Origin of the sequence: Clostridium isatidis (genome assembly GCF_002285495.1) — a bacterium.
GTDB classification, from domain to species: Bacteria; Bacillota; Clostridia; order Clostridiales; family Clostridiaceae; genus Clostridium; species Clostridium isatidis.
Map to the genome: position 1 here is coordinate 1,530,379 of NZ_CP016786.1, position 12,541 is coordinate 1,542,919.

Genomic DNA, 12,541 nt, shown 5'->3' on the forward strand with positions numbered 1-12,541 from the left:
AAGAAGAGTATAAACACTCTTCTTTTTTAATAGCTCTTTTAGTTATCTTGTAAGTCTTCTGCTCTTGGCATTGCATCAATTGCACCATAATTAGTACAAGTAATTGCTCCTACCTTGTTAGCATAAGAAACTATTTCCTTCCATTTACTAAAACTAATATTTTTATTATCTTCTTGCTCTGATAACTGCTTTAAAACTGCTCCAACAAAAGCATCTCCTGCTCCAGTTGAATCAACTTGCTTTATTTTAATCGATGGTACTATTTCTGAAGCCCCATTACTTATTAGTGTTCCCTTTGCACCTAATGTAACAGCAACAATCTTAGCTCCCATTTTGTGAAGTTTCTTAACTGCTAATTCTATACTTTCTTCTTCCGTTATTAGCTTTATTTCCTCATCACTAAGTTTAACAAAGTCCGATAGCTTAATAAAATTCTTACAATCTTCAATAAAAGCTTCTAATTTATCTTTAGTTATTAAAGCATCCCTGTAATTAGGGTCAAAAGAAATAAATATATTATTTTCCTTAGCATACTCTAATAATTTATAGTAAGTATTTTTTAATTCTCCTTCTAAAAAACCCGTTGCTGAGCCAAAATGTATAATATCCTTATCACTTATTTTACTTAAATCAATACTTGAAAATCTATAATCCCCATCGCTTCCTCTATGAAATTCAAAATCTCTTTCTCCCTTTTCATCAATAGAAACAAAAGCTAAGGTAGTATAGCCTTCCATTTTAGTCATTTCAACATTAATATCTACCTTCTTTAAGCTTTCAATTAAGAACTTTCCAAATGAATCATTACCAACTTGACCTAAAAAATAAGCTTCGCCTCCTAACTTACATACGGAAGCAGCTACATTAGCTGGTGCCCCTCCAGCCTTCTTCTCAAAATTCACAGTCTTTGATAAATCTTTTATATTATCTTTTCCTATAAAATCTATTAATAATTCACCGATACAAAAAACCTTATTACTCATATAACATTTCTCCCAAATTCCAAAGCTTCAAATCTTTAATATTAACATTATTTTCTGCTAATATTCTTAAGCCAGTACTTCCTTCTTCTGGATAAACCCTGCTTGATATAACTGTTTCACCATCTTGAAGAAAAATCTCAACTGCTGATTTATCCACAAACATATGAACTTTAATCTTATCATTATTAAACTTAAATCTTCTAACGGAGTTTACTCCATTGATTAATTTATTGTTATCTAAAAATCCACTGCCCTCTTCAAAATTAAATACTAATGAAGAATATTCATCCTTGCCTTCAAGAAACCTTAATTCAATTTTTTTTGCTTCTAACCTATCTATTTCTAAAAGTAATTCATAACTATTAGTTTCTAATGCATCAGTATTCCATTCATTACATATTATATTCTTCGTATCTTCTAATAATTTAATCCTATAATTTTCAAACTCTTTTAGTGGAACTTGATAAATAATATCATCTTTTAAAATAAGTTCCCTAGGCATAGTAAGACAATGAAGCCATCCTAATTCTTTTGTTGGATACTTATCTTCTTCTTCTGGCATTCCCATCCAGCCAATCATTATTGTTCTATTTTTATCATCTTTAAATACTTGAGGAGCATAAAAGTCTTTTCCTAAATCTAATTCCCTAAATTCCCCATGTTTAAAATTAAGAGTTTCGAAATCAAATTTTCCTATTATATAACCTGATTGGTAAATATTTTGATATCTAAATTCCTCACTTTCTAAACCTTGTGGAGAAAAGATTAAAATATCTTTTCCATCTAAATTGAATAAAGAAGGACATTCCCACATATAACCAAAATTTTCATAATCAGTTTTAATTTCTCCCTCAAAACTCCATTTATTAAGATCCTCTGAACTATATAATAGGGCTCTGCCTATTTTTTCTTCTAATTGAGCACCTAGTACAAAATAGTACTTTCCATCTTTCTCAAAAATATATGGATCTCTAAAATGAGCTGTATATCCCTTCGGTAATTTATCTACAACAGGTCCTTTTTTAACCAACTCTCCATCCTGATTTAAACTAGCCCTGCACTGATAAGCTTCCCTGTTTCCCTTATCATCTCTTACATTTCCAGTATAAAATAGTTCTAATTTGTCTTCTATTGCTATTGCACTACCCGAATAACAGCCATCTTTATCATACCATTCATCAGGTGCAAGAACTGCCTTAGGAATAGAATAATGCATAAAATCCTTCGTTTTAACTAAGGCCCAATGCTTATCTTTATGTTCGCATTTATAGGGATTCCATTGATAAAAAATATAATATTCTCCTTTAAAATAAGCTAATCCATTTGGATCATTTAATAAACCAAAAGGAGGCTCTAAATGATAATTTAATCTCCATTTATCGCTGGAACTATTACTCATATTTTTATAATACATTTCTGAATTTAAATTTACATCAATTATCTTTTTTAAATCCTCCATTTTAAACCTCACTTCTATATTTTAAAGAAGAGACTTAACACTTTGTCTTTTTATAAGTTTTAACGGAACCTTTCTATCAATATCTATTTCTTCACCATTTATATAAGATAAAATTAAGTCAGAAGTTTTTTCTCCTAATGCTTCATAATTTATTTCTACAGTTGTTATGGTTGGATGTACAGCTAATCCAACATCATATCCACCAAAACCTGCTACAGATATTTCATCTGGTATGTTATATCCATTTTCATAGGCATATCTAATAAAACCAAGAACAATATTATCCGTAGCTCCAATAACAACTGTAGGATTATATTTCATAACTTCTTTGCTGGCTTTGTAGGCTTCATTAAAGGAAAAGCCAGTTTTTACAAAATTGATATTACTATCTATCCCTTTAAAAGCATCATAAAAGCCTGCTTTTCTTTCAACTCCTACAGCCTTATCTTCTTCTGTAACACCTAGATACACAATATTTCTATGTCCATTATCCCTTATATATTCGCCAAGTACTCTTCCTGCCTCATAATCATCTATTTTTATATAATTAACAAGGTTACTCTTTTGTCCAGTAAACAATATTGGTATTGATAATTTTCTTGATAACTCAATATGTTCCTTTGTAATATCAACAGCTAAAATTATAATGCCGTCTACACCTTGTTGATATAATTTTTTCATATGTTCTATTTCTTTTTCTTTACTTAACTCACTAGTTAATATAATACCTTGATATCCATTTTCCTCTAATCTTTTATTAATGCTTTTTAATATTTTTCCAGAAGTAAAAGAGTCAATTCTAGGTATTATTATTCCTATTAAGCCACTTTTCTTTGCTTTTAATCTTTTAGCAAAAAAGTTAGACTTAAATCCAGTCTTTTCTATAGCTTCTTCTATTTTCTTTTTATTATCATCACTTACATATCCACCGTTTAAATATCTTGATACTGTACTTTTTGATACCCCCACCATATTGGCTATATCTTGAATTGTTACCTTCATATTAACCCTCCTTATAAAGGATTATTATACCATTTGTGGAGATAAAAATAAATGTCAAAGAGGGGGCTATACCTGTCTCCCCTTTATTTTTTTATTCTTCTGATTTATAGAAGATATAGGTAAGAGCAAAGGATACACCAATTCCTATTAAGTGAGTTAATATATAACCCATAATATTACCATTTAGATATAGTAGTATTCCAGGAATAACTGTAATTCCCATACCCGATCCAGCCAAGCCTAGCATTGCTGCAAACATTCCAGCTGCTGCACCACCTACTAAGGCAAATGCAAATGGTTTTAAAAATCTTAAGTTAACTCCAAATATAGCTGGTTCTGTAATTCCTAAAAAGGCTGGTATAGCTGATGAAATATATAATGTACGTTTCTTTTTATCTCTAGTTTTAAATGCTACTGCTAAGGTTGCAGCTCCTTGGGCTGCTATTGCACCTGTAATAATTGCATTATATGGGTTTACCCCTGTATTAGCTAAAAGTTCAACTTCTAAAGCATTAAATATGTGATGAATTCCTGTAACAACAATAAGTTGATTAATTCCTCCAATTATTAATCCACCTATTCCAAGTGGTAATGCTAAAAAGCTCTTAAAGGCTGTGAAAATAACTTCTTCCAATGAGTGCATTATTGGTCCAACTATTAAAAGTCCAAGTATCATTGTTATAAGTAATGTTAAGAATGGAGTGATAATTAAATCTAAAACATCAGGTACAAATTTTCTTAAAGATTTTTCTAATTTTGCTCCAATTATTCCTAAAGCTAATGCTGGTAATACTGATCCTTGATATCCTACTATTGGCAGACTAAGTCCTAAAATATCTAAATAAATTGGCTCAGCTCCACCTGCAACGTTCCATGCATTAGGAAGTTGAGGTGCTACTAACATTAGTCCAAGTACCATTCCTACAACTGGAGTACCACCAAATTTCTTTACTGTTGACCAAGCAACAAGAGCTGGTAAGAAAATAAATGCTGTATCTGTTAGAACTTGTGACAATATATTTAATGTGGGACTTAATTCAACTCCTAAGTTTGTTACAAGTCCCCTTAATCCCATAAATAATCCTGTTGCAACTAATACAGGAATTATTGGAACAAATATATCCCCTAAAGTTCTTGAAATTTTTTGAGGCATTGACATTTCTGCATATGCATCTTCCTTAACGCTTCCACCATCTCCTGCAACACCTAGTTTTTTCATTTCTGCATATACTTTGTTTACAAAGCCAGTTCCTAAAATTATTTGGAATTGAGCTGCAGCGAAAAATTGACCTTTTACACCATCGATATTTTCTATAGCTTTCTCATCAATTAATGATTTATCCTTTAGTATTAGTCTTAACCTAGTAGCGCAATGCTCCATTGATTTGATATTTTCTTTTCCTCCTATGTGCTTTAAAATTTCTGTTGCTACAATTTGCTCTTTACTCATAAAAAATAATTCCCCCTTCTATTTGATGATTTTATGATACCAGTTCCACATTTTTTTATCAATATTCGAACTTTTATCATATTGTTAAGATTTTTATTTAATTACTACTTAAAATTAATAATTTATTGTGTATTATTAAAAAATTTTTAAATAAATAGTGTTTTTATTAAACATAAAATAATTATTTAAAACATTTACATTTATTTTTATGATACCATTCCCTCCACCTTTTTTGCTAGATAAAAAAATACGCCCTCTATTACAGAAAGCATATCTATTAAATATCATAGTTCTTAGCTATACAATTTTATAGGACTAAATTTTCTTTTGCCAATAGCCAACATTTAACCAGCTATTATTTTTAAAACCTACCTCTTTAAATTCTGCAACTTTTTCAAAACCTAATCTTTCATGCAGTTTTATACTTGCCTCATTAGGAATGGTTATTCCACTAATAATTATGTGCATATTTATTTCTTTTGCTAATTTTAGCAACTCCTCATATAATTTAGTTCCTAAGCCCTTCCCCTTATAATCTTTATGCAGATATATAGATGCTTCACAGGAATATCTATAAGATGACCTTTCTTTCCATTGACTTAAATATGCATATCCCAGTACCTTCTTATCCTCTTCATAAACCAACCATGGATATTTTTTTGTTTTTTCCCTTATTCTTTTCTCCATCTCCTTAATTGTTAATTCCTCTTCTTCAAAGGTTATATTAGTATTTAAAATATAATAATTATAAATATCTACTATGTCTTTTGCATCAGTTAATTTAACTAAACGTATCATTATTTACTCTCCATTAATTTTATTTCTTTAAAAACTCCCTATATTCTTCAATTATTTTTACTCCAGAACTTGTACCTATTCTTTCAGCTCCAGCCTCAATCATCTTTAAGCAAGTTTGTAAGTTCCTAATTCCTCCAGCTGCTTTTACTTTTACCTCCTTGCCAACTATTGATTTCATAAGCTTTACATCCTCCACAGTCGCTCCTCCGCTGCCAAAACCAGTAGAAGTTTTAATAAAATCAGGTTTTACTTTAAGAGCAATTTTACAAACTTCAATTTTTTCTTCATATGTTAGGTAGCAATTTTCTAATATCACTTTTGAAGTAACATTATTTTCTCTGCATACTCCAACTATTTCTCTCATTTCCTTTTCAATATAAGCTAAATTCCCATTTTTAAGTTCTACAATATTAATTACATAATCAATCTCATCAGAACCATTCAAGATACTATCCTTTGTTTCATAAACCTTAGCTTCTATAGTGTTTTGTCCAAGAGGAAAGCCTATTGCCGCTCCTACATTTACTTTAGTTCCTTCTAAATATTTTTTGCAAAGCTTAACTGCTGCTGGATTTATAGCAACCATTTTAAATCCATAATCCCTTGCTTCTTTACAAATTTTTTCAAAATCTTCATTTTTAACATAAGCTTTTAATAATGTATGATCAATCATCTTTGCCAATGCCTTAATACTTAATTTTTCTTCCATATACCTCTCCCCTTAAAATGAATTTATTATTTTTATTTATATTTTATCACATTAATTCCAAGAAAGTTTATTCCTCTTCTATCATAAATATCTAAGTATTTTTTATTATTAATATCACATAATAATATCGTCATCTTTCTCCACAATAAAATTTATTCTCTCACTAATTATTCCCTTAATTTTAAAACTTTTGGAGGTGCTGAAAATGAACGAAAACAACAATAAAAAAACTGCCAAACAACATGTAGAAGATGTTTATAGCAAATTAGTAGAATCAAAAGCCTGTTTAAGAGAAGCATTAAATTCAGCTGAACAGCATCGTAACAAAGAACAAATTGAAAATAATCTAGCTTCCGTTAATGATGCTATAAACTCAGTCAATAACACTTTAAATAATTATCAAGACTAATTGTTTTTATAAGATAAAAAGGCTGTTTTTCTTATATTACAGCCTTTCTTTTTAACTACCGGAACTTTCATACCTTTTTATACCCATTTTCCATATAAATTTTGCTAATGCGGATAAAATTATTATCCATACTACTTGAAGTGATAAAGCTTTTAATAATTCCATTCTATTTTACCACTGCATCAAGCCCTATTGTCGGTTCATCAAGATAAATAACCTTAGGATTATGAATTAAAGCTGCAGCCAAATCTTCCCTCATTCTTTGTCCTAAAGAAAGAGCTCTAACAGGAGTAAGCATAAAATCTTTTAATTCTAGTACTTCATTTAAAAACTCCATTCTTTCCTTATAATCTTTATCATCAATTTCATAAATATCTTTTAATAAAGAAAAGTTCTCTGATAAAGGAAGATCCCACCATAGCTGAGTTTTTTGTCCAAATACAACTCCAATATCTTTTGCATTTTTCTGCCTATCTTCATAAGGTACTATTCCATTAACAACTATTTCTCCACTAGTCGGCGTAAGTATTCCTGTCATCATTTTTATTGTAGTAGATTTACCAGCTCCATTTGCTCCAATAGAATCTAAATAAATTATCTTTTCAACTATTTTATTTGCTCCATTCAAAGGATCATTATTATAATAGCATTTTAACAACTTATTTATTATACTTTCTAGTTACTTATGTTCATCATTTAATGATATGTAACTTTTATTATTAATACTATTATTTATTGATTCTTTTAAATCTAGCAGATCTGTATTTATTTCTCTTTTCCTAAACATAATTCCCCCTTATCCTTTTAATTTATTTTAAACTTGTTCTTATACGCTATCAATAAGTTAATCATTATTAGTAGTACTTTTACAATTAATTTATTTCAACTAAATAAGAAAACACCTCTAATATTAGATATATTTTACCTAACATTTGAGGTGTACTTCACTAAAACAACCCTTATTTATATTAAATTATTCTTTTTAAAACTTAAGTATATACCATTACTCTCAGCTGTATATGTTATTTCTTTAGCTACCTTTATTAAATTTGGTCTTGCATTTTCCATTGCTACTCCATGATTAACAGACTTAAACATATCTATATCATTTTCTCCATCACCATAAGCTAAGGTATCGCTCTTATCTATATTCAAATATTTAATAACATAATCAATTGCTTTAGCCTTATTTATACCTTTAATTCCAATCTCCCCACTATTCTCACCAAATTGTGGAACCGTACTATGATATATTTCCAGCTCTCTTTTAAATGTATTATAAACTTCTTCATAAGGATGTCCATTACTAATAAAAGATATCTTATTTATATTATTATAATTTATTTCCTTATCTTTATATTGATTTAATATTTTGAAAAACCAGTTCATCTCATTCTTTGCTTTTTCATACTCACTACTATTTTCTTCAAAACCCTTAGTTACTTGTCTTATAATAGCATTTATGCAGCCTGAACTTCCGAATATTCCATCATTTGATTCAATATAGTAATCAATATTATGAAGATTAAAATACTCTATTATTTCCTTTACAGTTTCTATAGGCATTTTCTTATGAAACAATACTTCTTCATTAATTTCTATATAGCCTCCACCAGCACAAATCATTCCATCAAAGCCAATAGATGAAATATCTTCAGTTATTTCTGCTTTTGATCTGCCAGTACATAAAAGTACTAAATGTCCTTTAGATCTTGCTATATTAATTGCTTTCTTTGCAGACTCTGGAACTTGTCCATCTAAACCACAAAGAGTTCCATCTACATCTATAAAAATTAATTTTCTTTTCATTCATATACTCCTTAGGATTACTCCCCTAAATTCTCACCATTTGATGCAATTACTTCTTTGTACCAATAGAAGGAGTCCTTTCTGTATCTTTCTAAGGATCCATTTCCTTCATCATCTTGATCAACATAGATAAATCCATAACGTTTTGACATCTGTGATGTTCCACAACTAATTAAATCAATGCATCCCCAAGTTGTATATCCCATAACTTCTACACCATCTTTAATGGCTTCTTTCATAGCTATAATATGTTTTCTAATATAATCAATTCGATATAGGTCATGAATTTTTTTATCCTCAGTTAATACATCTTTAGCACCTAATCCATTCTCAGCTACGAACAATGGTAATTGATAGCGGTCATATAATTTAAGTAATGAAATACGTAATCCAGTTGGATCAATTGGCCAATCCCATTCTGTAAGCTCCAAGTGTTCATTTTTAATTGCACTATCAAAAGTACATGCTACATCAGTAGCATCTTCACGTGCTTCTGCTACATGAGACATATAGTAACTAATTGAAACAAAGTCAACCTTTCCTTCAGCAAGTATCTTCTCATCATCTTTATCCATTTTAATATTAATATTATTATCAGCAAAGAAACGAGTCATATATGATGGATATTCTCCCCTTGCTTGTACATCAGGATAAAACATATTTAATTGATTGGCTTTTAACGCTTGAAGTTGATCTTCTGGTTTAGTTGTTTTTGCGTATGATTCTATTTGATTAATCATACAGCCAATTCTTACATTTGGTGCAATTTCTCTTGCTGCTTTTACAACTAGAGCACTTGCTACAAATTGATGATGAACTGCTTGATATCCCTCTTGCATTTTATTTTCAACTAAATCACCTAAAATTCCAGCTCCAGTATAAATACTATGTAAAGACATATTCATTTCATTAAAAGTAATCCAATATTTTACCTTATCTTTGTATCTATTAAGTAATACTCTACCATACTTTTCAAACAATCCTATTAACTCACGACTTTGCCATCCATTATATTTTTGTACTAATGTAATCGGCATTTCATAATGAGACATAGTAACTAATGGTTCAATTCCATACTTAGCTAGCTCATCAAATACTTTATCATAAAAAGCTAGTCCTTCTTCGTTTGGTTCATCTTCTAATCCAGTTGGGAAGATTCTTGCCCATGAAATTGATAAACGGAATACTTTAAAGCCCATTTCTGCAAATAGAGCAATATCTTCTTTATAACGATGATAGAAATCTATTCCCCAACGTTTTGGAAACTTGTATTTTTCTGGATTAGCTAAATACTCTTTTAATTCCTTAGATGTTACATTAAAGGTAAAGTTATCAACCTTTCCTGTTGCATATGGATCTTTAAAAGCTGCCATATCTGACGTAGATAATCCTTTACCACCTTCATCAAAAGCTCCTTCTATTTGGTTTGCAGCTGTTGCTCCTCCCCATAAAAATCCCTCTGGAAAACCCTTCATTAATTCTTTCATGTATATAATCCTCCTAAAATATTGTTGTATATAAATTCTGTATATATGCTAACTTTATTTATTAAGTAAATTATTCTTCAAACTTTAAGAATAATGCTACTACAAATGCCACTACAAAGCTTAAACCTACGCCTAATAGAGCAAATAATAAATTATTAGTTCCTTGTTCAATATATGAAGGTATTGCAGTAATTCCTGGAAGTGTAAAAGTAAATGCCTTTACAGCAAATATTCCAAATGTACCACCACCAACAGCTCCTCCAATTAATGCTGCATAGAAAGGTTTCTTTAATTTTAAAGTAACTCCATACATTGCTGGCTCTGTTATACCAAAAACTGCTGAAATACCAGTTGAAGCTGCTAATGACTTCATATTTTTATCTTTACTTTTTACTGCTACTGCAAGAGTTGCACCAGCTTGTGCTAAATTACTAACTAAATTCATTGGAAGTAACATAATATCATATCCAACTGTAGCCATACTTGATAAAGCTGCTGGGAAGAATGCATAATGCATACCTGTCATTACTATTAAAGGCATAGTACCGCCAAGTAATGCTCCTGCGAATGGTCCTGCTACATTAAATAAACCTGTGAAGAACTTTTCTACATAAACTCCTATATAACTTCCTAATGGTGCAATAAAAACTAAAACTAATACTGATGTAATTAATAAAACTATTAATGGTGTAAGTATTATTTTGAACAGACTAGGTACATATTTATCTACTATCTTATAAACATAACTTAATAACCACACTCCTAAAATTATTGGAATAACTGTAGAGCTATAGCTAATCATTGGTATCTTTAATCCTAAGAAAGTTAAATAGGCTACTTCCCCTGAAGCTGCATAGTTAATAATAGTAGGATACATTAATCCCCCTGCAAGTGTTACTGATAAAACTTCACTTGTCTTAAACTTTCTAGCTGCTGAGAAAGCGATTAAAAATGGTAGAAAATAAAATGGTGCATCTGAAATAATGTTTAAAACTACATATTCTGAAGAAGTTGCAGAAATTAAATTAAATGCTGTTAATAATGCCATAACTCCTTTTAATAATCCTGCTCCAGTAATTGCTGGTAAAATAGGATTAAATATACCTGAAATAGTATCAAAAATTGTATTTATAATTCCTTTTTTGTTGTTTCCTTCCTTTGCATTAGCTACAAATTCTTTACCTAAGATAGCAGTAACTTCTTCAAAAACTTCTCCCACCTTGTTGCCAATTATAACTTGAAATTGACCATTTTGAAATTGTGCTCCCATAACACCTTCTATAACTTTAATATTTTCAATGTTTACCTTTTCAGCATCTACTAAATTAAAACGTAATCTAGTAATACAGTGCCAGCTTTGAGAAATATTTTCTTTACCCCCAATTTCAGAAATAACTCTTTTAGCTATATCTTTTTTATTCATAATTTTATCCTCCCTTATTGAAATAATTTAATAATTATCCCAAGTAAAAATATGTTGCTTTATTTATACATTAACTATACTACAGAAATATACTTTACTACCTCTGTGTAATATTATAATTCTTACTTGTTAGCTTTTCCTTTTTCTACATAGCTCATATCATTTATCGTTTCAACAGTATATTTACCATCTTCATAAACAATTTTTGTAACACTTGCATTTGATAGATTTCCCTTAAAATCTTTAAATTCCTCTGGTGCTATAGTTTTTAAAAATGTTAATAATGACATTCCATGAGATACAACCATAACTTTTCCACCACCATTTTTCTCTGTTTCTTGAGCTATGGTATCTATCCCTTGTTTCATTCTGCTTGAAACTGTATTCCAGTCTTCTGCTATTTTCCCCTTAGTCTCGTCTAATTTTGCATTTGTATTTACAAATAACTCTAAATCTAAATTTCCCATAAATTCTTCCATTGTAGTATTATTATAAATTGCTATATCATTCCAAAAAACAGGATTAAGTTCTCCTTCATAGTCTCCAAAACAAACTTCTCTTAAATCAGCATTCTCATTAATAACTAAGTTTTCTTGACCACTTTTTGTTAAAACTATTTTCGCTGTTTCTACTGCTCTTCCACTATCACTTGAATATGCTGCATCAAATTGTACACCTTCTAATTTCAAACCTTCTCCTAAATATTCTGCAACTTCTACACCAGAAGCTGTAAGTGGAGCATCTGCCCATCCTTGCACTCTATCAGTAGTGTTCAACATAGTTTTTCCGTGTCTCACTAAATAAATCTCTACTGCTTTATTTTGTTTTTCAGTTTGTGCACTTCCAGCATTACTTTTATTAGTACAGCTTATCAATCCTATTGATAATACTCCAACTAAAAATAATGATAATAATTTCTTTTTCATATTAATTCCTCCTAAATTTAAATTTATATGAATACCTTATCTCTTAGCATAATAAGTTTCTATACTAAATCATTCATAGATAATGA

The 12,541-nt window shown here is 29.8% G+C and carries 12 protein-coding genes and 1 pseudogene; 1 reads left to right on the top strand and 12 read right to left on the bottom strand.

The window, feature by feature from the left end; genetic code table 11:
• Window positions 1–38: 38 nt before the first annotated feature.
• The 6 genes from BEN51_RS07285 to deoC form a co-directional block, all read right to left on the bottom strand.
• Window positions 39–983 (bottom strand): carbohydrate kinase family protein, encoded by a 945-nt coding sequence (locus BEN51_RS07285; protein WP_119865419.1) that lies wholly within the window; start codon window positions 981–983, stop codon window positions 39–41.
• A complete protein-coding gene (locus tag BEN51_RS07290) occupies window positions 976–2,442 on the bottom strand; it encodes a glycoside hydrolase family 32 protein (protein WP_119865420.1) in 1,467 nt (488 codons plus the stop codon). Before BEN51_RS07290 ends, BEN51_RS07285 begins: the two co-directional genes overlap by 8 nt.
• A 21-nt stretch (window positions 2,443–2,463) precedes the next feature.
• Complete coding sequence (locus BEN51_RS07295) at window positions 2,464–3,444, bottom strand: LacI family DNA-binding transcriptional regulator (RefSeq protein ID WP_119865421.1); 981 nt, start codon at window positions 3,442–3,444, stop codon at window positions 2,464–2,466.
• 91 nt (window positions 3,445–3,535) lie between these two features.
• Window positions 3,536–4,894 (bottom strand): sucrose-specific PTS transporter subunit IIBC, encoded by a 1,359-nt coding sequence (locus BEN51_RS07300; RefSeq protein ID WP_119865422.1) that lies wholly within the window; start codon window positions 4,892–4,894, stop codon window positions 3,536–3,538.
• 315 nt (window positions 4,895–5,209) lie between these two features.
• Window positions 5,210–5,692 (bottom strand): GNAT family N-acetyltransferase, encoded by a 483-nt coding sequence (locus BEN51_RS07305; protein ID WP_119865423.1) that lies wholly within the window; start codon window positions 5,690–5,692, stop codon window positions 5,210–5,212.
• 19 nt (window positions 5,693–5,711) lie between these two features.
• A complete protein-coding gene (deoC, locus tag BEN51_RS07310; RefSeq protein ID WP_119865424.1) occupies window positions 5,712–6,401 on the bottom strand; it encodes a deoxyribose-phosphate aldolase in 690 nt (229 codons plus the stop codon).
• 205 nt (window positions 6,402–6,606) lie between these two features.
• Between deoC and BEN51_RS07315 the strand changes: the two genes are divergently transcribed.
• Complete coding sequence (locus tag BEN51_RS07315) at window positions 6,607–6,810, top strand: hypothetical protein (RefSeq protein ID WP_119865425.1); 204 nt, start codon at window positions 6,607–6,609, stop codon at window positions 6,808–6,810.
• A gap of 51 nt (window positions 6,811–6,861) precedes the next feature.
• Here the strand turns inward: BEN51_RS07315 and BEN51_RS14155 are convergent, their stop codons facing one another.
• The 6 genes and pseudogenes from BEN51_RS14155 to BEN51_RS07345 form a co-directional block, all read right to left on the bottom strand.
• Complete coding sequence (locus BEN51_RS14155) at window positions 6,862–6,975, bottom strand: ABC-2 family transporter protein (protein WP_119865426.1); 114 nt, start codon at window positions 6,973–6,975, stop codon at window positions 6,862–6,864.
• Window positions 6,976–6,979: 4 nt separating this feature from the next.
• Window positions 6,980–7,390, bottom strand: a pseudogene (locus tag BEN51_RS07325) (ATP-binding cassette domain-containing protein); the annotation flags it as partial.
• A 383-nt stretch (window positions 7,391–7,773) separates the two neighbouring features.
• A complete protein-coding gene (locus BEN51_RS07330) occupies window positions 7,774–8,619 on the bottom strand; it encodes a Cof-type HAD-IIB family hydrolase (RefSeq protein WP_119865427.1) in 846 nt (281 codons plus the stop codon).
• A gap of 17 nt (window positions 8,620–8,636) precedes the next feature.
• Window positions 8,637–10,106 carry a glycoside hydrolase family 1 protein gene (locus BEN51_RS07335; protein ID WP_119865428.1) on the bottom strand — a complete coding sequence of 490 codons (1,470 nt, stop codon included), beginning with the start codon at window positions 10,104–10,106 and terminating at the stop codon, window positions 8,637–8,639.
• A gap of 70 nt (window positions 10,107–10,176) precedes the next feature.
• A complete protein-coding gene (locus BEN51_RS07340; RefSeq protein WP_119865429.1) occupies window positions 10,177–11,529 on the bottom strand; it encodes a PTS transporter subunit EIIC in 1,353 nt (450 codons plus the stop codon).
• Between the two features lie 122 nt (window positions 11,530–11,651).
• Window positions 11,652–12,455 (bottom strand): histidine phosphatase family protein, encoded by an 804-nt coding sequence (locus BEN51_RS07345; RefSeq protein WP_119865430.1) that lies wholly within the window; start codon window positions 12,453–12,455, stop codon window positions 11,652–11,654.
• Window positions 12,456–12,541: the final 86 nt, after the last annotated feature.

Bases quoted from the DNA above. Each gene is read 5' to 3' on its own strand.
- BEN51_RS07285 (WP_119865419.1), bottom strand. From the start codon at position 983: ATGAGTAATAAGGTTTTTTGTATCGGTGAATTATTAATAGATTTTATA.
- BEN51_RS07290 (WP_119865420.1), bottom strand. From the start codon at position 2,442: ATGGAGGATTTAAAAAAGATAATTGATGTAAATTTAAATTCAGAAATG.
- BEN51_RS07295 (WP_119865421.1), bottom strand. From the start codon at position 3,444: ATGAAGGTAACAATTCAAGATATAGCCAATATGGTGGGGGTATCAAAA.
- BEN51_RS07300 (WP_119865422.1), bottom strand. From the start codon at position 4,894: ATGAGTAAAGAGCAAATTGTAGCAACAGAAATTTTAAAGCACATAGGA.
- BEN51_RS07305 (WP_119865423.1), bottom strand. From the start codon at position 5,692: ATGATACGTTTAGTTAAATTAACTGATGCAAAAGACATAGTAGATATT.
- deoC (WP_119865424.1), bottom strand. From the start codon at position 6,401: ATGGAAGAAAAATTAAGTATTAAGGCATTGGCAAAGATGATTGATCAT.
- BEN51_RS07315 (WP_119865425.1), top strand. From the start codon at position 6,607: ATGAACGAAAACAACAATAAAAAAACTGCCAAACAACATGTAGAAGAT.
- BEN51_RS14155 (WP_119865426.1), bottom strand. From the start codon at position 6,975: ATGGAATTATTAAAAGCTTTATCACTTCAAGTAGTATGGATAATAATT.
- BEN51_RS07330 (WP_119865427.1), bottom strand. From the start codon at position 8,619: ATGAAAAGAAAATTAATTTTTATAGATGTAGATGGAACTCTTTGTGGT.
- BEN51_RS07335 (WP_119865428.1), bottom strand. From the start codon at position 10,106: ATGAAAGAATTAATGAAGGGTTTTCCAGAGGGATTTTTATGGGGAGGA.
- BEN51_RS07340 (WP_119865429.1), bottom strand. From the start codon at position 11,529: ATGAATAAAAAAGATATAGCTAAAAGAGTTATTTCTGAAATTGGGGGT.
- BEN51_RS07345 (WP_119865430.1), bottom strand. From the start codon at position 12,455: ATGAAAAAGAAATTATTATCATTATTTTTAGTTGGAGTATTATCAATA.